The organism is Pseudomonas fitomaticsae (assembly GCF_021018765.1).
Lineage (GTDB): Bacteria > Pseudomonadota > Gammaproteobacteria > Pseudomonadales > Pseudomonadaceae > Aquipseudomonas > Aquipseudomonas fitomaticsae.
This window is the reverse complement of record NZ_CP075567.1, coordinates 5,493,441-5,516,773: the sequence shown is the minus strand read 5'-3', so window position 1 is coordinate 5,516,773 and position 23,333 is coordinate 5,493,441. Positions and strand designations below refer to the sequence as shown.

19 protein-coding genes, 3 tRNA genes and 3 rRNA genes are annotated in these 23,333 nt (G+C 57.0%); 16 read left to right on the top strand and 9 right to left on the bottom strand.

The window, feature by feature from the left end; all coding sequences use genetic code 11:
• Positions 1 to 48 precede the first annotated feature (48 nt).
• A complete protein-coding gene (locus KJY40_RS24890; RefSeq protein ID WP_230733376.1) occupies positions 49 to 1,221 on the top strand; it encodes an aspartate aminotransferase family protein in 1,173 nt (390 codons plus the stop codon).
• Positions 1,222 to 1,229: 8 nt separating this feature from the next.
• Here the strand turns inward: KJY40_RS24890 and KJY40_RS24885 are convergent, their stop codons facing one another.
• The 5 genes from KJY40_RS24885 to KJY40_RS24865 all read right to left on the bottom strand — a co-directional run bounded on the left by KJY40_RS24885 (position 1,230) and on the right by KJY40_RS24865 (position 5,107).
• On the bottom strand, positions 1,230 to 1,484 hold the full coding sequence (locus KJY40_RS24885; protein ID WP_011335833.1) for a Txe/YoeB family addiction module toxin: 255 nt from the start codon (positions 1,482 to 1,484) through the stop codon (positions 1,230 to 1,232).
• Positions 1,481 to 1,735, bottom strand: a complete 255-nt coding sequence (locus tag KJY40_RS24880) for a type II toxin-antitoxin system Phd/YefM family antitoxin (RefSeq protein WP_230733374.1) — start codon at positions 1,733 to 1,735, stop codon at positions 1,481 to 1,483. Before KJY40_RS24880 ends, KJY40_RS24885 begins: the two co-directional genes overlap by 4 nt.
• A gap of 199 nt (positions 1,736 to 1,934) precedes the next feature.
• Positions 1,935 to 3,854, bottom strand: coding sequence for an alkaline phosphatase D family protein (locus tag KJY40_RS24875; RefSeq protein ID WP_230733373.1), 1,920 nt, complete (start codon positions 3,852 to 3,854; stop codon positions 1,935 to 1,937).
• Between the two features lie 70 nt (positions 3,855 to 3,924).
• The gene (locus KJY40_RS24870) at positions 3,925 to 4,623 is read right to left on the bottom strand and encodes a hypothetical protein (protein ID WP_230733370.1); all 699 of its coding nucleotides are present in this window, start codon (positions 4,621 to 4,623) and stop codon (positions 3,925 to 3,927) included.
• 133 nt (positions 4,624 to 4,756) lie between these two features.
• A complete protein-coding gene (locus KJY40_RS24865; RefSeq protein ID WP_230733368.1) occupies positions 4,757 to 5,107 on the bottom strand; it encodes a hypothetical protein in 351 nt (116 codons plus the stop codon).
• A gap of 122 nt (positions 5,108 to 5,229) precedes the next feature.
• Between KJY40_RS24865 and KJY40_RS24860 the strand changes: the two genes are divergently transcribed.
• The gene (locus tag KJY40_RS24860; RefSeq protein ID WP_230733366.1) at positions 5,230 to 5,370 is read left to right on the top strand and encodes a hypothetical protein; all 141 of its coding nucleotides are present in this window, start codon (positions 5,230 to 5,232) and stop codon (positions 5,368 to 5,370) included.
• A gap of 36 nt (positions 5,371 to 5,406) precedes the next feature.
• Complete coding sequence (locus KJY40_RS24855) at positions 5,407 to 5,775, top strand: PH domain-containing protein (protein ID WP_095191588.1); 369 nt, start codon at positions 5,407 to 5,409, stop codon at positions 5,773 to 5,775.
• A 4-nt stretch (positions 5,776 to 5,779) separates the two neighbouring features.
• On the opposite strand, the gene KJY40_RS24850 is transcribed toward KJY40_RS24855, so the two are convergent.
• Positions 5,780 to 6,109 (bottom strand): hypothetical protein, encoded by a 330-nt coding sequence (locus KJY40_RS24850; protein ID WP_230733364.1) that lies wholly within the window; start codon positions 6,107 to 6,109, stop codon positions 5,780 to 5,782.
• Between the two features lie 762 nt (positions 6,110 to 6,871).
• Between KJY40_RS24850 and KJY40_RS24845 the strand changes: the two genes are divergently transcribed.
• The 5 genes from KJY40_RS24845 to rrf all read left to right on the top strand — a co-directional run bounded on the left by KJY40_RS24845 (position 6,872) and on the right by rrf (position 12,074).
• A 16S ribosomal RNA gene (locus tag KJY40_RS24845) occupies positions 6,872 to 8,408 on the top strand.
• Between the two features lie 81 nt (positions 8,409 to 8,489).
• Positions 8,490 to 8,566, top strand: a tRNA-Ile gene (locus KJY40_RS24840).
• Positions 8,567 to 8,596: 30 nt separating this feature from the next.
• Positions 8,597 to 8,672 (top strand) — tRNA-Ala (locus KJY40_RS24835).
• Between the two features lie 244 nt (positions 8,673 to 8,916).
• Positions 8,917 to 11,807, top strand: a 23S ribosomal RNA gene (locus KJY40_RS24830).
• A 151-nt stretch (positions 11,808 to 11,958) separates the two neighbouring features.
• Positions 11,959 to 12,074: ribosomal RNA gene (gene rrf, locus KJY40_RS24825) — 5S ribosomal RNA — on the top strand.
• The 16S, 23S and 5S rRNA genes sit together here with 2 tRNA genes alongside, the layout of an rRNA operon.
• A 538-nt stretch (positions 12,075 to 12,612) precedes the next feature.
• Here the strand turns inward: rrf and KJY40_RS24815 are convergent.
• Together KJY40_RS24815 and KJY40_RS24810 are read right to left on the bottom strand one after the other, a co-directional pair.
• A complete protein-coding gene (locus KJY40_RS24815) occupies positions 12,613 to 13,989 on the bottom strand; it encodes an IS30 family transposase (RefSeq protein ID WP_230737758.1) in 1,377 nt (458 codons plus the stop codon).
• A gap of 398 nt (positions 13,990 to 14,387) precedes the next feature.
• Positions 14,388 to 14,472: transfer RNA gene (locus KJY40_RS24810), tRNA-Leu, on the bottom strand.
• A 108-nt stretch (positions 14,473 to 14,580) separates the two neighbouring features.
• Between KJY40_RS24810 and queA the strand changes: the two genes are divergently transcribed.
• From queA to KJY40_RS24780, 6 genes are all read left to right on the top strand, one after another.
• Positions 14,581 to 15,630: a tRNA preQ1(34) S-adenosylmethionine ribosyltransferase-isomerase QueA gene (gene queA / locus KJY40_RS24805; protein WP_230733362.1), complete on the top strand. Its 1,050-nt coding sequence runs from the start codon at positions 14,581 to 14,583 to the stop codon at positions 15,628 to 15,630.
• Positions 15,631 to 15,644: 14 nt separating this feature from the next.
• Complete coding sequence (tgt, locus tag KJY40_RS24800; protein WP_230737756.1) at positions 15,645 to 16,760, top strand: tRNA guanosine(34) transglycosylase Tgt; 1,116 nt, start codon at positions 15,645 to 15,647, stop codon at positions 16,758 to 16,760.
• Between the two features lie 43 nt (positions 16,761 to 16,803).
• On the top strand, positions 16,804 to 17,139 hold the full coding sequence (gene yajC, locus KJY40_RS24795) for a preprotein translocase subunit YajC (protein ID WP_007956696.1): 336 nt from the start codon (positions 16,804 to 16,806) through the stop codon (positions 17,137 to 17,139).
• Between the two features lie 64 nt (positions 17,140 to 17,203).
• Entirely contained in the window at positions 17,204 to 19,075 is a 1,872-nt protein-coding gene (gene secD, locus KJY40_RS24790) for a protein translocase subunit SecD (protein WP_011335820.1), read from the top strand.
• Between the two features lie 9 nt (positions 19,076 to 19,084).
• Positions 19,085 to 19,999, top strand: coding sequence for a protein translocase subunit SecF (gene secF, locus KJY40_RS24785; RefSeq protein WP_064383915.1), 915 nt, complete (start codon positions 19,085 to 19,087; stop codon positions 19,997 to 19,999).
• A gap of 120 nt (positions 20,000 to 20,119) precedes the next feature.
• On the top strand, positions 20,120 to 20,668 hold the full coding sequence (locus tag KJY40_RS24780) for a glycine zipper 2TM domain-containing protein (protein WP_007956693.1): 549 nt from the start codon (positions 20,120 to 20,122) through the stop codon (positions 20,666 to 20,668).
• Between the two features lie 97 nt (positions 20,669 to 20,765).
• Here the strand turns inward: KJY40_RS24780 and suhB are convergent, their stop codons facing one another.
• Positions 20,766 to 21,584 carry a type III secretion system regulator SuhB gene (suhB, locus tag KJY40_RS24775; RefSeq protein ID WP_007941397.1) on the bottom strand — a complete coding sequence of 273 codons (819 nt, stop codon included), beginning with the start codon at positions 21,582 to 21,584 and terminating at the stop codon, positions 20,766 to 20,768.
• 145 nt (positions 21,585 to 21,729) lie between these two features.
• On the opposite strand from suhB, the gene trmJ reads away from it, so the two are divergent.
• Together trmJ and cysE are read left to right on the top strand one after the other, a co-directional pair.
• Complete coding sequence (gene trmJ / locus KJY40_RS24770) at positions 21,730 to 22,500, top strand: tRNA (cytosine(32)/uridine(32)-2'-O)-methyltransferase TrmJ (RefSeq protein WP_230733360.1); 771 nt, start codon at positions 21,730 to 21,732, stop codon at positions 22,498 to 22,500.
• A 2-nt stretch (positions 22,501 to 22,502) separates the two neighbouring features.
• On the top strand, positions 22,503 to 23,279 hold the full coding sequence (gene cysE, locus KJY40_RS24765) for a serine O-acetyltransferase (RefSeq protein WP_007956691.1): 777 nt from the start codon (positions 22,503 to 22,505) through the stop codon (positions 23,277 to 23,279).
• The last annotated feature ends 54 nt before the right edge of the window (positions 23,280 to 23,333 follow it).

Sequence of the window (23,333 nt, the reverse complement as noted above, 5' to 3'; positions counted from 1 at the left end):
GGTGGATAACCATACTGCCAGCACCTCACCTCGCTGGAGTTTGCCGACATGACCGCCGCCCTGATGAATACCTACCAACCGCTGGACTTGAGCTTCATCAAAGGCCTGGGTACCCGACTCTGGGATCAGGCGGGACGCGAATATCTGGATGCGGTGGCGGGCGTGGCGGTGACCAATGTCGGCCACTCGCACCCGCGCATCGTGTCGGCGATCAGCGAGCAGGCGGGATTGCTGCTGCACACCTCCAATCTCTACAGCATCGACTGGCAACAGTCGCTGGCGCAGAAGCTGACGCAACTGGCGGGGATGGAGCGGGCGTTCTTCAACAATTCCGGTGCCGAGGCCAATGAAACCGCGCTGAAACTGGCGCGTCTGTACGGCTGGCGCAAAGGCACCGAGCAGCCGCTGGTGGTGGTGATGGCCAACGCGTTTCATGGCCGTACCCTCGGCACCTTGTCCGCCAGTGATGGCCCGGCGGTGCGGCTCGGTTTCAATGACTTGCCCGGGGATTTCATCAAAGTGCCGTTCGGCGATATTGCGGCGCTGGAGCAAGTGCAGCGCAAACATGGTCAGCGGATCGTGGCGATTCTGGTCGAACCGATCCAGGGCGAAAGCGGCGTGCAACTGGCGCCGCCCGGCTACCTCAAGGCCCTGCGTGAGTTGTGCAACCGCCACGCCTGGCTGCTGATGCTTGACGAGATCCAGACTGGTATCGGTCGTACCGGCCGCTGGTTTGCGTTCCAGCACGAAGGCATCGTTCCCGACGTCATGACCCTCGCCAAGGGCCTGGGCAACGGCGTGCCGATCGGCGCTTGCCTGGCACGGGGCCGGGCGGCGGATCTGTTCACCCCCGGCAGCCATGGCAGCACCTTCGGCGGCAATCCACTGGCGTGCCGGGTGGGTTGCACCGTGCTCGAGATTATCGAAGAACAAGGTCTGCTGGAAAATGCCAGGGTCCAGGGTGAGCGCCTGCTGACCCGCTTGCGCGCAGAGCTGGCGGACAATCCGAATGTGCTGGCGATTCGTGGGCAAGGGCTGATGATCGGCATTGAACTGAAACAGCCGATCCGCGACCTGACACTGATTGCTGCGAGGGATCATGGACTGCTGATCAACGTCACGCGCGGCAAGACGATCCGGCTGCTGCCGCCGCTGACGATTGATGAGCGGGAGGTGGGGATGATTGTCAGAGGGGTTGGCCGTTCCCTGAGCCATGTCTGATCCCCCGGTCAGTAGTGAAATCTGCAAGTTATGACGCAGATTTCGCCGTCTACGATTGCATAGACCAGGCGATGCTCGGCAGTTATCCGCCGTGACCAGAAGCCGCTCATGTTGTGCTTGAGTGGCTCCGGTTTACCCAAGCCTTCAAAGGGTTGGCGCTGGATCGCTTTGATCAAAAGATTGATTCGTTTGAGACCGGCCTTATCGTTTTGCTGAAACCACAAGTAGTCTTCCCAACCCGTTGGCGTGAACTGGATTTTCATTCTTCGATCAGTTGCCTGACTTTGGCTTTTCCAGCGCGCATTTCGCCAATCGATTTGATCAAGCGCTCGGCATTGGCCGAAGAGCGCAGCAGATAAGCCGTTTCTTCCAGCGCGTTGTATTCGGCCAGAGACATCATCACTACAGGCTCGCCTTTTTGGCGGGTTACCAGAAGTGGGGCGCAGTCTTCATTCACGCGATCCATGGTTTCAGCCAAGTGCGCACGAGCTGTGGTGTAGTTGATAGTGTCCATGTTGTAGTCCTCGCTTGATGCAGAGAACGTACAGAAATGAGTACAGGATGACAAGGCGATACCTATCAGTGGTTGTGCCACAGACGGGCTGCCTGCGGTGTGCTGAGTATCACCGAAGTCTCATCGAGACGTTTCTGGGTCTTCTGTAAGCTGATTCCGACGACCCTGCCATCTTTCTCGCTCCCTGCGTGAGATTTTTCTAATCAGGGTAATCCGACAAATCCGGCGCCAGCATCCGGGTCTTCGGTGCGCCATTCGAGTTGTGTTGGACGATGTCGTTCGGTTGTCCCTGTTGATTGAAAAACACCTGGCCGATCCCCGCCGAATTCCACAGCCGCTCACCCGCTTCGGCGTGTTCCGGCACGTACGGGACGATGCGCATGCGGCGGCGTTTGGTGAGCCAATTGAGCGGCGAGCGTGGTGAGTAGAGCCAGCGGTTGAGGCGGTCGAACCATTCCAGCAGGGTGGGTGGGAATTCGTTCTTGATGCCGCTGCTGGTGATTTGCCAGATCCGCGGGCCGCCCTTGCGGTGTCGGATCAGGACTTCGTAGACGAAGGAATAGTGCACGTCGCCTGACAGCACCACGTAACTGCCCGGCGTACGCGAGTGTCGGAAAATGTTCAGGATCACCTGAGCTGCGCCGCGATGGGCCATCCAGTTTTCCGCGTCCACCAGCAGTGGATAACCGCACCAGCTGAACACTCGCTGCACGGTTTCGATCAGCTTCACGCCAAAGATCGGTGCTGGCGAGACGATGATCGCCGAAGGGTGGTCGAGCAGTTCCTGCTGCAGTTCGCTCAAGGCTTCCCAGTCCAGCAAGCCCGACGGTTGCTTGAGCGCCATCTCGCTGCGCCAGCGTCGGGTACGGGTGTCGAGCACCACCAGCGCCGGGCTGGTCGGCAATACGAAATGCCATTGCTGAAAACACAGCAGTTCCTCAATCAATCCGTCCTGCACGGGAGCGTCGAGATAGCGGTCGTCACCGCTGGCGCTCAGGCCTCGGGTCTTCTCCAGTACTGTGCTGAATGCATCCGGATTGTTGCCCCAGCCCTGACACAGCATGTAGGCGATCAGCGCGTTGCCGATGATGCGCTTGGAGAACGGATGGCCGTAGGCCGTTTCCTCCCATTGCGCGGACAGGTTCCAGTCGTCGGTGATGTCGTGGTCATCGAAGATCATCAGGCTCGGCAGGTGCGCCAATGCCCGTGCTACCTGGCCGAGGCCGGCCTTGAACCCGTCGATGCGGGTCTGCTCGAGGGCATAGCGCTTGAGGCGCTCAGGCGTCAGCGCTGGCGGCTGCGGATTGACCAGCGTCCAGGGTGTTGGCGACCACACGAGCAAATACATCGCCATGACTTCGGCGAACGTCACAAGGTGATTGTCGGCGCTGCTGCTGGTAAAAATCGGCTTGCGCGCACCGCCGAAAAAACGATCGCGCAGGGTCTCGTTGCTTTCCAGTGCCGGCAGCAAGTCCGCACGATGGTAGTAGCTGGCCGGGTGTTCGTAGAGTTTCGCGCTGTCGCTGACCACCGCGCCTTCGAGGTGCTCACCGAACAGGCCGAGGCGCTCGATCAGAGCGTGAATCGCCCGCAACATCGGGCCGGCCACATCGTCGGCGTAGACCTGATCACCGCTCATCATCAGCAGGGCAGGACGATGCTGCGGATCGGTTTCGTTGGCCAACAACCGATCAACGCAGAGCAGGCCGTCGGCGGCCGGGTGATGGGGTTTGCGGCAGGAACCATGCAGCAACTGGTCGATGCGCGAACGCAGGACGAAGTTCGGGCCGCTGGTGTTGTCGTAGAGCAGGTGTGGCGCCCAATCGGCGATCGGCTGCTGGCCATTGATCAACAGGTCATAGTCGATGCGGGTGTCGCAGGGTAGGGCGGTTTCCAGTGCAACGTCGATCAGGTGAACAAAAGCCCGGGTGCCTACTGGAATGACCGTGCATTTCCCGGCATCCAGTGGAATGGCTCCTACGCCATGCAGGCGCAAGGTCAACGACAGTTCGCGGCTGCCGACCAGCCAAAACACTAAGCGCGTCGGTTCCAGTCGGCGCAGCAGTGGCCCGGCCAATACCGGTGGGAGTGGAGCAGGGTTATCAAGGGGGCGGGGCATCCGGGATCAGGCTCTGGGCACACAGCCGGCGATCATAGCGCAGCTGGCGCCCAATACCCTTAAACGAGGCTTAAGATCCGGACTTTTGCAGCTTCAGATCAAGCAATTTCCAGGCGGCAAAACCCGCGTCCGTGCCTGCGATCCGTTGCAAGGAGCAGTCGAACCGGTAGCTGATGTCATCACCCAGCATGTTGCGTGCAGTGATGGTGTTGCTGATGGTGTAGATCTGATCCTTGAAGCGCTGAGCCGATTCGGGGGCGTTCTCGACAAGGAACGCCGACGCCGGAAAGCGCATGGCTTGTCGAACAAAGGGGATGCACATGACCGACGCGATCGGCGACTGGTCAGCGCCCGGGTCATTGCCGACCTGTGCGCGGATCAAAGCGAACGCCTCGTCGTATTTGTCCTGCTGGGTTTTCTCCGAGATCGACTCCGTCACGCGATTGCGGTAGTTCGGCAGCAAGGCGGACTCGGGTGGCGACGGCTCGTTTTGTGGTTGCCCGGCGGTAAACGTTGGCAGCTTGTCAGGCGCTGGAGCCGGCTTTTGAACGATCACCGGCGGTTTCAGCGTTTCAGGTTTTGCCACGGCAGGGGCGACCGCTTGAGCCGCTGTTTCTTCAATCTGCTTCCGAGGCTTGTCCGCCGACGGGAGCAGCGAAAGCGTGATCGACAACACCACCACCCCGACAATGAAGCCGCCCGCCGCGCCAACGAGATTGCCGTAGAACAGGTTCCAGCTGCCGCGGTTTTTCACCACCCAGCGCCACATGAAACCCCAGGTCGCGACAAATGCCAGAAAACGCAGAAACTCCATTCGATCCTTTCCTATAACATTCAAAGATTGCTCAAGTCAGCACGCGTCGAGCCCGCTGCGATAATGGCCAGCACGATAGCAAAACCAATTAAAAGTTGAGAGCAATGAAAACCAGAGTCGTCACGCCGCTGGCGAAGCCACAGATGGCGCCGAGCAGTTGACGTGCGACCGGGTGCTCCGGTTGCGGGCGGCGGGCGATCCACATCCAGACACCGGCAAAGGCACCAGCGCTGGTCAGCACTGCAAGCAGGCTCAGGGCCACGCCCTTGGGCAATTCAGAATCGAACAATCCAGCGAACACAATCGACTGCACCGCGATCGCGACCAGACCGGCACCTGCTCCGGCGAGGTTGGCGAGTAACAAATGCCAGTTGCCTCTGTTTCTTACGACCCAGATCCACATGCCGGCGAGGGCAGTAAGGGCTAACAGGGTTTTCATCGAGCACTTTCCTTAAACCGGCTTGAGTACGGAGTTACCTTCCAGGCACTCCATCCTGAGTGGACGGCAAGATAGCAAAATAGTAGCGTCGCGCCATTCCTCATCACCGTAACGGATTACACATGCCCGCTTTCACCTTGGCCTTTCGCCTGCTCTGCGCGACCACCCTCGCTGTCGTGATGACCCCGGCGTATGCCGACGACTGGGAAGAAACGCTGGAGGAAGCCTGGAAGAGCTACCGAGTCGTCAAGGCACTCGACTGATCAGCCAATAGTTTTCTATCTCCGGAGGATCGAAAGATGATCGACTTCAACAACAAAGGCTTCTTCAAACTCAAACAGAACGACGAATACGCCGAACGCGTGACCGCGCTCTTGCTGGATGGCGAAGAGGTGATCGACTCCTACAAGGCCATGCGCGATGGCGTGGTGTTCACCAACAAACGCATCATCGCGGTCAACGTCCAGGGCATTACCGGCAGCAAGAAGGACTTCACCTCGTTGCCGTACAAGAACATCGTCGCGTATTCCGTCGAAACGTCAGGGACGTTCGATCTGGACTCGGAGCTGGAGATTTACTTTTCGTCGCTGGGCAAGGTGAAGTTCGAATTCACCGGGAAGACGTCGATGGTGGAGATCTCGAAGTACATTTCCCGGCATCTTCTGTGAGGCCTTACAGCACGTCTTTCAAATAACCCTTGAGGGCGAGGAGCGGCGCATCCAACTGCTCCATCGACCGTGCCTGGCTGAAATCGGCGGACAATTTGTGCAGCTCACGCCCCAGCGGCTTTTCCACGCCGCCCAGAGCGTCCAGCGCAAGACTCAGGCATTCATTCATCTTGAACTGAATCGTCTCGACATCGCCCCGGCGCACCAACAGCTCGAACACGTCCCGCTCATAATCGCCCATGACCAGATCATCCCGCAGAATCGGGCTCAGGCCTTCTTCCTCGTAGGCGAGTTTCAGGGAGAAAAGGGCGACTGTTTCCAGTGATGTTTCCATGCGGTGAACCTTTGTGATGTCTCGTCGGAAGGGCGATGGCACCTTCCTGCAAATGAAAAAAAGGCCTTGCCAGGCAAGACCTTTTCTAATTTTGGTTCCCGAGGGGGACTCGAAGAACAGGTTAAGCATTTGATTGGTATTTATAAAAACATACTTTCTGACCGCCGACGAGATGCGTGTTGTGTGGGGCGTCATTGTCAACAGGCGTCTGGCCTGCCGTTATAGGCAACTGTCGACCCAGGCCTGTCAGTCATTCCAGGCAGCAATCCACAGCCAATAGCGGTCATTCAGCGTCTATGAACGTAAGGGGAGATTCAGTGGCACTGTGGTATGGGTACTCTGCTGCCCTGATGTTTTGTAAAGGCCTGGTAGGTTTCATAGTGGAATCTGGGCTTTTTGGTAAGGGAAAAGAATTTCCAGGCAAGGGTTGACCACGCATTTTAATGCTGTATTATTCGCCTCCCGCTAACGAGAGATCGGAAGCGCAAGTGGTTGAAGTTGTTGAAGAAATCTTCGAAAGCTTCTGAAAATAATCACTTGACAGCAAATGAGGCTGCTGTAGAATGCGCGCCTCGGTTGAGACGAAAGATCTTGACCAACCGCTCTTTAACAACTGAATCAAGCAATTCGTGTGGGTGCTTGTGGAGTCAGACTGATAGTCAACAAGATTATCAGCATCACAAGTTACTCCGCGAGAAATCAAAGATGTAACCAACGATTGCTGAGCCAAGTTTAGGGTTTCTTAAAAACCCAAAGATGTTTGAACTGAAGAGTTTGATCATGGCTCAGATTGAACGCTGGCGGCAGGCCTAACACATGCAAGTCGAGCGGATGAAGGGAGCTTGCTCCTGGATTCAGCGGCGGACGGGTGAGTAATGCCTAGGAATCTGCCTGGTAGTGGGGGACAACGTTTCGAAAGGAACGCTAATACCGCATACGTCCTACGGGAGAAAGCAGGGGACCTTCGGGCCTTGCGCTATCAGATGAGCCTAGGTCGGATTAGCTAGTTGGTGAGGTAATGGCTCACCAAGGCGACGATCCGTAACTGGTCTGAGAGGATGATCAGTCACACTGGAACTGAGACACGGTCCAGACTCCTACGGGAGGCAGCAGTGGGGAATATTGGACAATGGGCGAAAGCCTGATCCAGCCATGCCGCGTGTGTGAAGAAGGTCTTCGGATTGTAAAGCACTTTAAGTTGGGAGGAAGGGTTGTAGATTAATACTCTGCAATTTTGACGTTACCGACAGAATAAGCACCGGCTAACTCTGTGCCAGCAGCCGCGGTAATACAGAGGGTGCAAGCGTTAATCGGAATTACTGGGCGTAAAGCGCGCGTAGGTGGTTCGTTAAGTTGGATGTGAAATCCCCGGGCTCAACCTGGGAACTGCATCCAAAACTGGCGAGCTAGAGTATGGTAGAGGGTGGTGGAATTTCCTGTGTAGCGGTGAAATGCGTAGATATAGGAAGGAACACCAGTGGCGAAGGCGACCACCTGGACTGATACTGACACTGAGGTGCGAAAGCGTGGGGAGCAAACAGGATTAGATACCCTGGTAGTCCACGCCGTAAACGATGTCAACTAGCCGTTGGGAGCCTTGAGCTCTTAGTGGCGCAGCTAACGCATTAAGTTGACCGCCTGGGGAGTACGGCCGCAAGGTTAAAACTCAAATGAATTGACGGGGGCCCGCACAAGCGGTGGAGCATGTGGTTTAATTCGAAGCAACGCGAAGAACCTTACCAGGCCTTGACATCCAATGAACTTTCCAGAGATGGATTGGTGCCTTCGGGAACATTGAGACAGGTGCTGCATGGCTGTCGTCAGCTCGTGTCGTGAGATGTTGGGTTAAGTCCCGTAACGAGCGCAACCCTTGTCCTTAGTTACCAGCACGTTATGGTGGGCACTCTAAGGAGACTGCCGGTGACAAACCGGAGGAAGGTGGGGATGACGTCAAGTCATCATGGCCCTTACGGCCTGGGCTACACACGTGCTACAATGGTCGGTACAAAGGGTTGCCAAGCCGCGAGGTGGAGCTAATCCCATAAAACCGATCGTAGTCCGGATCGCAGTCTGCAACTCGACTGCGTGAAGTCGGAATCGCTAGTAATCGCGAATCAGAATGTCGCGGTGAATACGTTCCCGGGCCTTGTACACACCGCCCGTCACACCATGGGAGTGGGTTGCACCAGAAGTAGCTAGTCTAACCTTCGGGAGGACGGTTACCACGGTGTGATTCATGACTGGGGTGAAGTCGTAACAAGGTAGCCGTAGGGGAACCTGCGGCTGGATCACCTCCTTAATCGACGACATCAGCTGCTCCATAAGTTCCCACACGAATTGCTTGATTCATTGAAGAAGACGAAAGAAGCAGCCCGAAATTGGGTCTGTAGCTCAGTTGGTTAGAGCGCACCCCTGATAAGGGTGAGGTCGGCAGTTCGAATCTGCCCAGACCCACCAATTTTGTGTGGGAAACGCCTGTAGAAATACGGGGCCATAGCTCAGCTGGGAGAGCGCCTGCCTTGCACGCAGGAGGTCAGCGGTTCGATCCCGCTTGGCTCCACCACTACTGCTTCTGAAGTAAGAGCTTAGAAATGAGCATTCCATCGCTGTGATGGTGAATGTTGATTTCTAGTCTTTGACTGGTTCGTTCTTTAAAAATTTGGGTATGTGATAGAAAGATAGACTGAGATCCACTTTCACTGGTGGTGATCAGGCTAAGGTAAAATTTGTGAGTTCTCTTAATTGAGAAATTCGAATTTTCGGCGAATGTCGTCTTCACAGTATAACCAGATTGCTTGGGGTTATATGGTCAAGTGAAGAAGCGCATACGGTGGATGCCTTGGCAGTCAGAGGCGATGAAAGACGTGGTAGCCTGCGAAAAGCTTCGGGGAGTCGGCAAACAGACTTTGATCCGGAGATGTCTGAATGGGGGAACCCAGCCATCACAAGATGGTTATCTTGTACTGAATACATAGGTGCAAGAGGCGAACCAGGGGAACTGAAACATCTAAGTACCCTGAGGAAAAGAAATCAACCGAGATTCCCTTAGTAGTGGCGAGCGAACGGGGACTAGCCCTTAAGTGGCTTTGAGATTAGCGGAACGCTCTGGAAAGTGCGGCCATAGTGGGTGATAGCCCTGTACGCGAAAATCTCTTAGTCATGAAATCGAGTAGGACGGAGCACGAGAAACTTTGTCTGAATATGGGGGGACCATCCTCCAAGGCTAAATACTACTGACTGACCGATAGTGAACTAGTACCGTGAGGGAAAGGCGAAAAGAACCCCGGAGAGGGGAGTGAAATAGATCCTGAAACCGTATGCGTACAAGCAGTGGGAGCAGACTTTGTTCTGTGACTGCGTACCTTTTGTATAATGGGTCAGCGACTTATTTTCAGTGGCGAGCTTAACCGAATAGGGGAGGCGTAGCGAAAGCGAGTCTTAATAGGGCGTCTAGTCGCTGGGAATAGACCCGAAACCGGGCGATCTATCCATGGGCAGGTTGAAGGTTAGGTAACACTGACTGGAGGACCGAACCGACTACCGTTGAAAAGTTAGCGGATGACCTGTGGATCGGAGTGAAAGGCTAATCAAGCTCGGAGATAGCTGGTTCTCCTCGAAAGCTATTTAGGTAGCGCCTCATGTATCACTGTAGGGGGTAGAGCACTGTTTCGGCTAGGGGGTCATCCCGACTTACCAAACCGATGCAAACTCCGAATACCTACAAGTGCCGAGCATGGGAGACACACGGCGGGTGCTAACGTCCGTCGTGAAAAGGGAAACAACCCAGACCGTCAGCTAAGGTCCCAAAGTTATGGTTAAGTGGGAAACGATGTGGGAAGGCTTAGACAGCTAGGAGGTTGGCTTAGAAGCAGCCACCCTTTAAAGAAAGCGTAATAGCTCACTAGTCGAGTCGGCCTGCGCGGAAGATGTAACGGGGCTCAAACCATACACCGAAGCTACGGGTATCACGTAAGTGATGCGGTAGAGGAGCGTTCTGTAAGCCTGTGAAGGTGAGTTGAGAAGCTTGCTGGAGGTATCAGAAGTGCGAATGCTGACATGAGTAACGACAATGGGTGTGAAAAACACCCACGCCGAAAGACCAAGGTTTCCTGCGCAACGTTAATCGACGCAGGGTTAGTCGGTCCCTAAGGCGAGGCTGAAAAGCGTAGTCGATGGAAAACAGGTTAATATTCCTGTACTTCTGGTTATTGCGATGGAGGGACGGAGAAGGCTAGGCCAGCTTGGCGTTGGTTGTCCAAGTTTAAGGTGGTAGGCTGGAATCTTAGGTAAATCCGGGATTCTAAGGCCGAGAGCTGATGACGAGTTGCCTTTAGGCGACGAAGTGGTTGATGCCATGCTTCCAAGAAAAGCTTCTAAGCTTCAGATAACCAGGAACCGTACCCCAAACCGACACAGGTGGTTGGGTAGAGAATACCAAGGCGCTTGAGAGAACTCGGGTGAAGGAACTAGGCAAAATGGCACCGTAACTTCGGGAGAAGGTGCGCCGGTGAGGGTGAAGCACTTGCTGCGTAAGCTCACGCCGGTCGAAGATACCAGGCCGCTGCGACTGTTTATTAAAAACACAGCACTCTGCAAACACGAAAGTGGACGTATAGGGTGTGACGCCTGCCCGGTGCCGGAAGGTTAATTGATGGGGTTAGCTAACGCGAAGCTCTTGATCGAAGCCCCGGTAAACGGCGGCCGTAACTATAACGGTCCTAAGGTAGCGAAATTCCTTGTCGGGTAAGTTCCGACCTGCACGAATGGCGTAACGATGGCGGCGCTGTCTCCACCCGAGACTCAGTGAAATTGAAATCGCTGTGAAGATGCAGTGTATCCGCGGCTAGACGGAAAGACCCCGTGAACCTTTACTATAGCTTTGCACTGGACTTTGAATTTGCTTGTGTAGGATAGGTGGGAGGCTTTGAAGCGTGGACGCCAGTTCGCGTGGAGCCATCCTTGAAATACCACCCTGGCAACTTTGAGGTTCTAACTCAGGTCCGTTATCCGGATCGAGGACAGTGTATGGTGGGTAGTTTGACTGGGGCGGTCTCCTCCTAAAGAGTAACGGAGGAGTACGAAGGTGCGCTCAGACCGGTCGGAAATCGGTCGTAGAGTATAAAGGCAAAAGCGCGCTTGACTGCGAGACAGACACGTCGAGCAGGTACGAAAGTAGGTCTTAGTGATCCGGTGGTTCTGTATGGAAGGGCCATCGCTCAACGGATAAAAGGTACTCCGGGGATAACAGGCTGATACCGCCCAAGAGTTCATATCGACGGCGGTGTTTGGCACCTCGATGTCGGCTCATCACATCCTGGGGCTGAAGCCGGTCCCAAGGGTATGGCTGTTCGCCATTTAAAGTGGTACGCGAGCTGGGTTTAGAACGTCGTGAGACAGTTCGGTCCCTATCTGCCGTGGACGTTTGAGATTTGAGAGGGGCTGCTCCTAGTACGAGAGGACCGGAGTGGACGAACCTCTGGTGTTCCGGTTGTCACGCCAGTGGCATTGCCGGGTAGCTATGTTCGGGAAAGATAACCGCTGAAAGCATCTAAGCGGGAAACTTGCCTCAAGATGAGATCTCACTGGAACCTTGAGTTCCCTGAAGGGCCGTCGAAGACTACGACGTTGATAGGTTGGGTGTGTAAGCGCTGTGAGGCGTTGAGCTAACCAATACTAATTGCCCGTGAGGCTTGACCATATAACACCCAAGCAATTTGAGTCGAAAGGCCAGATTGCGGTGTGTGAAGACGCAATGAACCGAAAGTTCGACGCTCACAAAACACCGAAAGCTGTCACATACCCAATTTGCTGAAGCGAGGCCATCTGGCCACGACTCAGTACCCGAATTTCTTGACGACCATAGAGCGTTGGAACCACCTGATCCCATCCCGAACTCAGAAGTGAAACGATGCATCGCCGATGGTAGTGTGGGGTTTCCCCATGTGAGAGTAGGTCATCGTCAAGATTAAATTCCGAAACCCCAATTGCGAAAGCAGTTGGGGTTTTGTTTTGTCCGCAGGAAAGTTCTTACAGCATTCTCAGCCGCCTTGCGGCTGTCCTCGCCGGCCGACAATGCTAAGGTTCAGCCCTAGCTTTTGTACTTTTCCAAGGAAGCCTTCATGCCGGACACCCAGTCCCTTGACCAACTAAGCGCCCAGAAGCCGGTTGATTGGCTTTGCATGGTCTTTGTTGATACTCGCTCGTGCTACTGCGCCCGGCGCCTCAGGCGTCGATCTCCGGACGTTGGGCGGCTTCGGTTGCGCAGTTGAGCTGTTTACGCAAAGTTGAAGCGCCGCCATCCTCCTGTTGCATCGTGTCGATGACGCAGGAAGATGGTGAGTAAATCGGTCGGCTCAAGGTGTATGGCCTGGTGCGGGAGCTGGTGTTAGTCAGCAAACAGGATCGCATGCCTTTTGTGATCAGAGCGTTGGACATGGCTTACGGGAAGCGTGGCCGGCCTCAAGCGCTGCTGCTTCACTCGGATCCGGGCTCGCAAGGCGGATTCAACCGGTCGTCGCAACACTGGATTGTTGTACAGACTTTAGATACTCATTCAGTGCTTCGGCAGGTGTTTTCCAGCCTAGTGTTTTTCGAGGTCTAGTATTAAGTACGTGAGCTACCGCCTGTATTTCTTGGGCACTCCAACGAGAGAGGTCAGTCCCTTTCGGAAAGTATTGCCGTAGGAGGCCGTTCGTATTTTCGTTTGTGCCACGCTGCCATGGACTATGTGGATCAGCAAAGAAAACCTTTACTCCGGACTCGATGGTAAATCGAGCGTGATCCGGCAGCTCCTTTCCACGATCCCAGGTCAAAGATCGCCACAGCTCGATGGGAAGATCAGTCACCGACTTCTTCAATGCGTTGGCCATACTAACAGCCCCATAGCCAGCCAGCGCCGGGCCGTTCTTCGTGCGGGGAATTAGCCCATAACCTTTCTCGCGAGGCAGATGGACGAGCATGGTAAATCGAGTTGAGCGCTCGACCAGAGTTCCAATCGCAGACCGGTTCAGACCGATGATCAGGTCGCCCTCCCAATGCCCGGGTACAGCCCGATCTTCTACCTCAGCAGGGCGACTGGAGATCATGACGTCCTCGCTGACATGTGCCCACACTTTGGCCTGCGCTCTGGCTCTCGGCACGCGCAATGCTCGTCCTGAGCGCAGGCAGCTCACCAGTTCGCGCTTGAGAGCTCCTCGACTCTGAATGTAGAGCGCCTGATATATGGCTTCATGAGAGATGCGCATGGATTCATCATCCGGGAAATCGATCTGGAGCCGGTTGGCAATCTGTTCAGGCGACCAGCCATTGACCCATTTACGGTCACTGCGATGCGGTTTATTTCGGCCTTTGAAGGGTGCTTGCCGAGGCCCAGAAATCTCACGACCATCGGCGTCTTGAACCTTGCCCTCAAGGTGGTCGCGTACGTACTGGTGCAGTCGCGGGTTAGTGACCAGTTTCGCTGGTTTCGGCCTCTTGGCCACCAGCTCTGCCTTCCATTGCGCTACTGACGCTCGATATTCAAGCCGACCGCAACGGGTAGCAGCAATTCGTGTCAGCTCCCGTGAAATTGTCGATGGGCTTCGTCCAAGGCGACGGGCGATCTCACGAACGCCAACACTTTGCGCTCGAAGCAGCCCAATCTCTTCTCGCTCTGCAAACGATAAGTATCGTCCTGATATGTGATTCGACATGAATAATGGCATCCCGCCTCGATGACGGAACCAGCGTGTACCTACCGCGGTTGATACGCCAACGGCATGTGCTGCCTTTTCGCTTGTGATGCCTGTTGCAATCTGCACCCAAAATAGCCGCTCGATCTCATTACGAAGTGAGGGTGCACATGGAGAACGCACCGCTCCCCGGCCCGTCAATTTTTGCATCCATCCTGCGGGTCGTCCCATAAACACCTCGATCAAGGTGTTGCGACGACCGGTTGAATCCGCCCAATACTGCATCGCCAGTTTCGTCAGCGGCTCTGACTCCAGTCCCGCAAGCGTCTATCAGAGAGAGGGGGGGCGCTTTATGTCTACGCGTTTCATCCTTGTATCCCAAGTTCCGTGTTTTTCTTAGGATGCAGGGATGCAGGGATGCAGGGATGCAGGGATGCAGGGATGCAGGGATGCAGGGATGCAGGGATGCAGGGATGCAGGGATGCAGGGATGCAGGGATGCAATGGATAAGGGAGACAGGGATAAACAGACAGGCACAAAAAAACCGGCTCAAGTGGCCGGTTTCTTTGGGTCCGAGAGGCTGGTAGAGACTCTCAGATACTGCTATGTGGTGCCCCGAGGGAGACTCGAACTCCCACTCCTTTCGAAAACGGATTTTGAATCCGCCGCGTCTACCAATTCCGCCATCAGGGCTCAATGGCGGCGAAGTATAGAGAGGTGCCTACCGTTGGTCAATCACGTTTCATGGTCAATTTTCGATATTTCCGCTAGACTTCCCGGCCCTGCTAGACGAACCCCATCATGCGCGTTGCTGACTTTACCTTCGAGCTTCCTGATTCGCTGATTGCCCGCCATCCTTTGGCCGAGCGTCGCGGTAGTCGCCTGTTGACCCTGGATGGGGTCAGCGGCGCCTTGGCACACCGTCAATTCACTGATCTGCTTGAGCATTTGCGCCCGGGCGATCTGATGGTGTTCAACAATACCCGGGTGATTCCGGCGCGCCTGTTCGGGCAGAAGGAGTCTGGCGGCAAGCTGGAAATCCTCATCGAACGCGTGCTCGATTCCCATCGCGTGCTGGCCCATGTGCGTTCCAGCAAGTCGCCGAAACCGGGTTCGAAGATCCTGATCGACGGCGGCGGCGAAGCCGAGATGCTGGCGCGTCACGATGCGCTGTTCGAACTGGGGTTTGCCGAAGACGTGCTGCCGCTGCTCGATCGCGTCGGGCACATGCCGTTGCCTCCTTATATAGACCGCCCGGACGAAGGTTCGGATCGCGAGCGCTATCAGACTGTGTATGCCGAGAAGCTCGGCGCGGTGGCGGCACCGACCGCCGGGCTGCATTTCGATCAGACGCTCATGGAAGCGATTGCCGCCAAGGGCGTCGAGACCGCGTTCGTCACGCTGCACGTCGGCGCTGGCACGTTCCAGCCGGTGCGTGTCGAGAAGATCGAAGATCACCACATGCACAGCGAGTGGCTGGAAGTCGGTCAGGATGTGGTCGATGCAGTCGCCGCTTGCCGTGAGCGCGGCGGTCGAGTCATCGCTGTCGGCACCACCAGCGTGCGTTCGCTGGAAAGCGCCGCCCGCGATGGCGTGCTCAAGCCGTTCAGCGGTGACACCGACATCTTTATCTTCCCAGGCCGGCCGTTCCATGTGGTCGATGCGCTGGTCACCAATTTCCATTTGCCCGAATCCACGCTGTTGATGCTGGTCTCGGCGTTCGCCGGTTATCCGGAAACCATGGCTGCCTACAAAGCCGCAGTCGATAACGGATACCGCTTTTTCAGCTACGGTGATGCGATGTTCATCACCCGTAATCCCGCCCCCCGCGGCCCAGAGGAATCCGTATGAGTCGCACCTGTCGTATGTCTTTCGAGTTGCTTGCCACCGATGGCAAGGCTCGTCGTGGTCGTCTGACCTTCCCTCGTGGCACCGTCGAGACCCCGGCCTTCATGCCGGTGGGCACCTACGGCACGGTCAAGGGCATGTTGCCGCGTGACATCGTCGCCACGGGCGCGGAGATCATTCTGGGCAACACCTTCCACCTGTGGCTGCGCCCGGGTACCGAAGTGATCAAGGAACACGGCGACCTGCACGATTTCATGCAGTGGAAAGGCCCGATCCTGACCGACTCCGGCGGTTTCCAGGTGTTCAGCCTCGGCGCCATGCGCAAGATCAAGGAGGAGGGCGTGACCTTTGCCTCCCCGGTCGACGGCTCGAAAGTGTTCATGGGCCCGGAAGAGTCGATGCAGGTCCAGCGCGACCTGGGCTCGGACATCGTGATGATCTTCGACGAATGCACCCCGTACCCGGCTGACGAAGACGTTGCCCGAGTGTCCATGGAGCTGTCGCTGCGCTGGGCCCAGCGTTCGAAGAATGCCCATGGCGACAACACGGCGGCGCTGTTCGGCATCGTTCAGGGCGGCATGCACCAGGACCTGCGCATGCGCTCGCTGGAAGGCCTGGACAAGATCGGCTTCGACGGTCTGGCCATCGGCGGTCTGTCGGTGGGCGAGCCCAAGCACGAAATGATCAAGGTGCTGGATTATCTGCCGGGCATGATGCCGGCTGACAAACCTCGTTACCTTATGGGCGTTGGCAAACCGGAAGATCTGGTTGAGGGTGTGCGCCGCGGTGTGGACATGTTCGATTGCGTGATGCCAACCCGTAATGCCCGCAACGGGCATCTGTTCATTGATGCAGGCGTGCTGAAGATCCGTAACGCGTTCCATCGCCATGATGATTCGCCGCTGGATCCGACCTGCGATTGCTATACCTGCCAGAACTTCTCCCGCGCTTATCTGCATCATCTGGACAAGTGCGGCGAAATGCTCGGCAGCATGCTCAATACCATCCACAATTTGCGCCATTATCAGGTGCTGATGGCTGGTTTGCGCGAGGCTATTCAACAGGGTACATTGGCCGCCTTTGTCGATGCCTTCTACGCCAAGCGCGGGCTTCCCGTTCCGCCTTTGGACTGAGTTTTCTGACCCCAAGATTCAACATTTGCAACTGGAGTGCTAAATGAGCTTTTTTATCTCTAATGCCATGGCTGACGCGGCTGCACCGGCTGCAGCGCCTATGGGCGGCGGCTTCGAGTGGATTTTCCTGGTCGGCTTCCTGGTCATCTTCTACCTGATGATCTGGCGTCCACAGGCCAAGCGTGCCAAAGAGCAGAAGAACCTGCTGAGCAGCCTGCAGAAGGGCGACGAAGTGGTCACTACCGGCGGCATCGCCGGCAAGATCACCAAAGTGGCCGATGACTTCGTGGTTCTGGAAGTTTCCGACACCGTGGAAATGAAGTTCCAGAAGGGCGCCATCGCCGCCACGCTGCCAAAAGGCACGCTGAAAGCGATCTAAGGTTCCAACTTCTACTCAATCGACGGGGCGCGCAAGGCGCCCCGCGTTCATAACGGGCGGCGTGATGCTGAACAAATATCCTCTGTGGAAATACATTCTGATCCTGGCGGTGCTGGCGATCGGTCTGATTTATTCCGCTCCGAATCTATACCCCGATGACCCGGCCATTCAGATCAGCGGCGCCAGCACGGCCCTGCAGGTCAATCAGGCCGACCTGGATCGCGTGAGCACCGCGCTCAAGGAATCCGGGATCAACGTCAAGGCCTCGAGCCTGGCTGCGAACGGCAAGGGCGGTCTGATCCGTCTGACCAAGGCTGAAGACCAGCTGCCGGCCAAGGACGTTGTCCGCAAGGCATTGGGTGATGACTACGTCGTCGCGCTGAACCTGGCACAAACCACCCCGCAATGGTTGCGCAACCTGGCCGCGCACCCGATGAAGCTGGGTCTGGACTTGTCCGGTGGTGTGCACTTCCTGCTGGAAGTGGACATGGACAAAGCCCTCGACGCCCGCCTGAAAGTCTACGAAGGCGACGTCAAGAGCCTGCTGCGCAAAGAGAAACTGCGTTATCGCAGCCTGCCGCAACTCAATGGTGCCATTCAGCTGGGCTTCAGCGATGCTGATTCCCGCGAACAGGCCCGTGCGCTGATCCGCAAGAATTTCAACGATTTCGACATTGTTCCGGCCGACCTCAACGGTCAACCGGTGCTGCGTCTGGCGATGACCCCGGCCAAGCTGGCGGAAATCCGTGAATACTCCATCAAGCAGAACTTGACCACGGTACGTAACCGCGTCAACGAGCTGGGTGTTGCCGAACCGATCGTCCAGCGTCAGGGCGCCAACCGTATCGTGGTTGAGCTGCCGGGCGTGCAGGACACCGCCGAAGCCAAGCGTATCCTCGGCAAGACGGCCAACCTGGAGTTCCGTCTGGCTGCAGAGCCGGGCGCTTCGAAAGCCACTTCCGAAACCTTCGAGTTCCGTGAAGGCAAGCGTCCTCCTGCCCAGATCGAGCGTGGCCTGATCATCACCGGTGACCAGGTGACTGACGCCAAGGCCGGTTTCGATTCGCAGCACGGTACGCCTGAAGTGAACATCCGTCTGGATGGTCACGGCGGCGATCTGATGAATCGCGCGACCCGCAGCAACGTCGGTCGCAGCATGGCGGTGATCTTCATCGAACAGCGCCCGGTCACTACTTACGTCAAGCAAGTGGTTGATGGCGTCGAGAAAGACGTGCCGGTGCAGACTTTCAAGGAAGAGAAGAAAATCATCAGCCTGGCGACCATTCAGTCGCCGCTGGGTGCGCAGTTCCGTATCACCGGCCTGAACGGTCAGGGCGAATCGTCCGAACTGGCGCTGCTGCTGCGTGCCGGTGGTCTGGCTGCTCCGATGTACTTCGCTGAAGAACGCACCATCGGCCCGAGCCTGGGGGCGGACAACATCACCAAGGGTATCGATGCATCGCTGTGGGGCATGCTGTTCGTCTCGCTGTTCATCATCGCCATCTACCGTTTCTTCGGCCTGATCGCCACCGTTGCACTGGCGGTGAACATGGTGCTGCTGCTGGCGCTGATGTCGCTGCTGGGTGCGACGCTGACCCTGCCGGGTATCGCCGGTATCGTGTTGACCATGGGTATGGCGGTCGACGCCAACGTGCTGATCTTCTCGCGGATTCGTGAAGAGATCGCTGCCGGCATGACCGTGCAACGTGCAATCAACGAAGGCTTCGGCCGGGCATTCACTGCGATTCTCGACGCCAACCTGACCACCTTGCTGGTCGGCGGCATCCTCTTCGCCATGGGCACCGGCCCGGTGAAGGGCTTCGCAGTGACCATGTCCCTCGGGATCTTTACCTCGATGTTCACGGCCATCATGGTGACCCGCGCAATGGTCAACCTGATCTTTGGCGGACGTGACTTCAAGAAGTTGTGGATTTAAGGGGCTGCCATGTTACGTACAATCAACTTCATGGGCGTCCGCAACTTTGCGTTCGGCGTCACCGTATTTCTGACCTTGCTGGCCATCTTCAGTGTGTTCCACAAGGGCATGAACTGGGGACTGGACTTCACCGGCGGTACGCTCATCGAGCTGACCTACGAGCGTCCGGCTGACGTCACCAAGGTGCGCGAGCAACTGGTGACTTCGGGTTACCACGAGGCCGTCGTGCAGAACTTCGGTGCAACCACCGACCTGCTGGTGCGTATGCCGGGTGAAGACCCGCAACTGGGTCATCAGGTTGCAGAAGCGCTGCAAAAGGTCGGCGGCGATAACCCCGCTACCGTCAAGCGTGTCGAGTTCGTCGGCCCACAGGTCGGTGAAGAGCTGCGTGACCAGGGCGGCCTCGGCATGCTGCTGGCACTCGGCGGCATCCTGATCTACCTGGCTTTCCGCTTTCAGTGGAAGTTCGCGGTCGGCGCCATCGTATCGTTGATCCACGACGTGATCGTGACCATCGGTATCCTGTCGTTTTTCCAGATTACCTTCGACCTGACGGTATTGGCAGCGGTGCTGGCGATCATCGGCTACTCGCTCAACGACACCATCGTCGTATTCGACCGGGTGCGTGAGAACTTCCGTGTCTTGCGCAAGGCTTCGCTGATCGAGAACATCAACATCTCGACGACTCAGACTCTGCTGCGGACCATGGCAACGTCGATCTCCACCCTGCTGGCGATCGCCGCGCTGCTGTTCTTTGGTGGCGATAACCTGTTCGGCTTCTCCATCGCTCTGTTTATCGGTGTTCTGGCGGGTACCTACTCGTCGATCTACATCGCGAACGTGGTGTTGATCTGGCTGAACCTGAGCACTGAAGATCTCATTCCTCCGGCCAACACTGAGAAGGAAGTCGACGACCGTCCATAACGTCCATCGTTTTCCCGGCGGTCAGTCAAAAAAGACGCGAGTTGAACTCGCGTCTTTTTTTTTGCTCCAAGGCTGGGAGAAGCGCGGGCGCGTCCCGCATGTGATGGTCAGGAGGTTCATGTGAACAAGTCGTTGCTGGTTGGTGCGGTATTGGGTGCTGTCGGTGTGACTGCCGGGGGTGCTGTTGCCACCTACAGCCTGGTGAAAAGCGGCCCTGAGTATGCGCAGGTACTGGCCGTCGAGCCGGTCAAAACACAGATCAAGACTCCACGTGAAGTGTGCAAGGATGTGACGGTGACCCGGCAGGCGCCGGTGAAAGATCAACACCAGATCGCCGGCACCGTGGTCGGTGCGCTGGCGGGTGGTCTGCTGGGTAACCAGATCGGCGGCGGCACCGGCAAGAAGATTGCCACGGTGGCCGGTGCGGTCGGTGGTGGTTATGCCGGTAACAAGGTTCAGGAGGGTATGCAGGAGCGTGATACCTACACCACGACTCAGACTCGCTGTAACACGGTGAATGACATCAGCGACAAGGTTGTGGGCTATGACGTCCGGTACTCGCTGGACGGCAAGGAAGGCAAGGTGCGGATGGATCGTGATCCGGGCAACCAGATTCCGGTCGACAAGGAAGGCAAGCTGATCCTGTCGCAGAACGAGCCGGGCCAGTAACTGGTTGATGGCTTATAGGAAAAGCACCCTTCGGGGTGCTTTTTCATGCCCATAAAAAAACACCCCGAAGGGTGTTTTTTTTGGTTTCGCGAAACGCTTAGCGCTTCAGCGAGGCCGGCAGGTGCGGCTGGATCGCCGTCAGAACGGCCTTGAAGCATTTGGTGTTGCCGGCAACGACGTGGCCTTTTTCAAGGAAGTCGTGACCGCCGGTGAAGTCGCTCACCAGACCGCCTGCTTCCTGAATCAGCAGGGCGCCAGCAGCCATGTCCCACTCGGACAGGCCCGACTCCCAGAACGCGTCGAAACGGCCGGCGGCCACGTAAGCCAGGTCCAGGCTCGCAGAACCGGCGCGGCGGATGCCGGCAGTCTGGCCAACCAGGGCGCGGAACATGCCCAGGTAGTTGTCGAGGTTGTCCATCTGGTCGTCACGGAACGGGAAGCCGGTACCGAGCAGAGCGCCGTCCAGGCTGGTACGACCGCTGACACGCAGGCGACGACCGTTCAGTTGAGCGCCGCGACCACGGCTGGCGGTGAATTCTTCCTGGCGAACCGGATCCAGAACAACGGCGTGTTCCAGGCGACCACGGTATTTGCAGGCAATGCTGACAGCGAAGTGAGGAATGCCGCGCAGGAAGTTGGTGGTGCCGTCCAGCGGATCGATGATCCACAGGTATTCTTCGCCTTCGATGCCGGTGCCGGCGTGCAGGCCGGTCTCTTCACCCATGATCGAGTGATTCGGGTAAGCCTTGCGCAGGGCGTCGATGATTTTCTGTTCGGCGGCGCGATCGACCTCGGATACGTAATCCTTGGCGTCTTTTTCGTCGACCTTGATGGTATCCAGGCGCTCGATGGAGCGGAAGATCAGTTCACTGGCGCTGCGGGCGGCGCGCAGCGCGATATTCAGCATGGGCTGCATGGATGTGTCACCTAAGGTTGTTAAAGAAAGCCGCGCATTCTATCAGAACTTTTCTTCAGGTGAAGGTCGCTGTTCGCTTTCATAGCTTAACGGTAGGCTGTTCTGTAAGATTTGCACCCCTTTGCCGAGTCCGAGAGCGCCCGCCGTGCTGCAAAATATTCGTGTCGTCCTGGTCAATACCAGCCATCCGGGAAACATCGGCGGGACCGCGCGCGCCATGAAAAACATGGGCCTGTCGCGGCTGGTGCTGGTTGATCCGCGCGTCTTTCCGCATCACGAAGCCGATGCCCGTGCTTCCGGTGCCGGTGACATCCTTGAAAATGCGCAAGTCGTCGCCACCTTGGAAGACGCCTTGATCGGTTGCAATCTGGTGCTCGGCACCAGTGCCCGTGACCGGCGTATTCCCTGGCCATTGCTGGACCCGCGCGAGTGCGGGACCAAAGTGGTCGAGGAGGCGGGGCAGGGCGCGGAAATCGCGCTGGTGTTCGGTCGTGAAGATTCCGGCCTGACCAATGACGAGCTGCAGCGATGTCACTATCACGTGCACATCCCCTCCGACCCTGAGTTCAGCTCATTGAATCTCGGGGCGGCGGTGCAGGTGTTGAGTTATGAGGTGCGCATGGCGTGGCTGGCTGCGCAAGGTCAGCCGACCAAGATCGAGAAGGAAGAAGTGGCCTCCGTGAAAAGCGCCGAACTGGCGACCATGGATGAGCTGGAGCGGTTCTATGAACACCTGGAACAGACTCTGGTGGCCATCGAATTCCTCGATCCGGAAAAACCGCGGCACTTGATGGCGCGCCTGCGCCGGTTGTACGGACGCAGCTCGGTCAGCCGGGCGGAAATGAATATTTTGCGTGGCATCCTCACGGAAACCCAGAAAGCGGCCCGTGGCGAGCTCCTTAAGCGGAAGGATTAATGATGTTCGAGCGTTTGCGTGAAGATATCCAGAGCGTATTCCACCGAGACCCGGCGGCGCGTAACGCTTTTGAAGTCCTGACCTGCTATCCCGGCATGCATGCAATCTGGATTCATCGACTGGCCGGCATGCTCTGGCGCAACGATCTGAAATGGCTGGCGCGGCTGGTGTCGAATTTCGGTCGCTGGCTGACCGGGATCGAGATTCATCCGGGTGCCAAGGTCGGTCGGCGCTTCTTTATCGACCATGGCATGGGTATCGTGATCGGCGAAACCGCTGAAATCGGCGATGACGTGACGATCTATCAGGGTGTGACCCTGGGGGGTACCAGCTGGAACAAGGGCAAGCGTCACCCGACCCTCGGCGACGGCGTTGTCGTTGGGGCCGGTGCGAAGGTGCTCGGTCCGTTCACTGTGGGTGCCGGCGCCAAGGTCGGGTCCAATGCTGTCGTCACCAAGGAAGTGCCTCCGGGCGCCACCGTGGTGGGGATTCCGGGCCGGATCATCGTCAAGTCCGATGATGAGGCCGACGCCAAGCGCAAGGCGATGGCCGAGAAGATCGGGTTCGATGCCTATGGCGTCAGCGAAGACATGCCGGACCCGGTGGCGCGTGCCATCGGCCAGTTGCTCGATCACCTGCAAGCGGTGGACGGGCGTTTGGAAGGGATGTGCGGTGCGCTGAAGGATCTGGGCAGCAATTACTGTGCGAAAGATCTGCCCGAGCTGCGTGAAGAAGACTTCGCCTGCGTCAAGGGCAAGGACGAATCAAAGCTCCACTGATGCACTTGCAGGGCTGCTGCTGACCGGTGTGCCATTAAGCCGCAGACCCTGCTA

Bases quoted from the DNA above. Each gene is read 5' to 3' on its own strand.
- KJY40_RS24890 (WP_230733376.1), top strand. From the start codon at position 49: ATGACCGCCGCCCTGATGAATACCTACCAACCGCTGGACTTGAGCTTC.
- KJY40_RS24885 (WP_011335833.1), bottom strand. From the start codon at position 1,484: ATGAAAATCCAGTTCACGCCAACGGGTTGGGAAGACTACTTGTGGTTT.
- KJY40_RS24880 (WP_230733374.1), bottom strand. From the start codon at position 1,735: ATGGACACTATCAACTACACCACAGCTCGTGCGCACTTGGCTGAAACC.
- KJY40_RS24875 (WP_230733373.1), bottom strand. From the start codon at position 3,854: ATGCCCCGCCCCCTTGATAACCCTGCTCCACTCCCACCGGTATTGGCC.
- KJY40_RS24870 (WP_230733370.1), bottom strand. From the start codon at position 4,623: ATGTGGCGCTGGGTGGTGAAAAACCGCGGCAGCTGGAACCTGTTCTAC.
- KJY40_RS24865 (WP_230733368.1), bottom strand. From the start codon at position 5,107: ATGAAAACCCTGTTAGCCCTTACTGCCCTCGCCGGCATGTGGATCTGG.
- KJY40_RS24860 (WP_230733366.1), top strand. From the start codon at position 5,230: ATGCCCGCTTTCACCTTGGCCTTTCGCCTGCTCTGCGCGACCACCCTC.
- KJY40_RS24855 (WP_095191588.1), top strand. From the start codon at position 5,407: ATGATCGACTTCAACAACAAAGGCTTCTTCAAACTCAAACAGAACGAC.
- KJY40_RS24850 (WP_230733364.1), bottom strand. From the start codon at position 6,109: ATGGAAACATCACTGGAAACAGTCGCCCTTTTCTCCCTGAAACTCGCC.
- KJY40_RS24815 (WP_230737758.1), bottom strand. From the start codon at position 13,989: ATGCAAAAATTGACGGGCCGGGGAGCGGTGCGTTCTCCATGTGCACCC.
- queA (WP_230733362.1), top strand. From the start codon at position 14,581: ATGCGCGTTGCTGACTTTACCTTCGAGCTTCCTGATTCGCTGATTGCC.
- tgt (WP_230737756.1), top strand. From the start codon at position 15,645: ATGTCTTTCGAGTTGCTTGCCACCGATGGCAAGGCTCGTCGTGGTCGT.
- yajC (WP_007956696.1), top strand. From the start codon at position 16,804: ATGAGCTTTTTTATCTCTAATGCCATGGCTGACGCGGCTGCACCGGCT.
- secD (WP_011335820.1), top strand. From the start codon at position 17,204: ATGCTGAACAAATATCCTCTGTGGAAATACATTCTGATCCTGGCGGTG.
- secF (WP_064383915.1), top strand. From the start codon at position 19,085: ATGTTACGTACAATCAACTTCATGGGCGTCCGCAACTTTGCGTTCGGC.
- suhB (WP_007941397.1), bottom strand. From the start codon at position 21,584: ATGCAGCCCATGCTGAATATCGCGCTGCGCGCCGCCCGCAGCGCCAGT.
- cysE (WP_007956691.1), top strand. From the start codon at position 22,503: ATGTTCGAGCGTTTGCGTGAAGATATCCAGAGCGTATTCCACCGAGAC.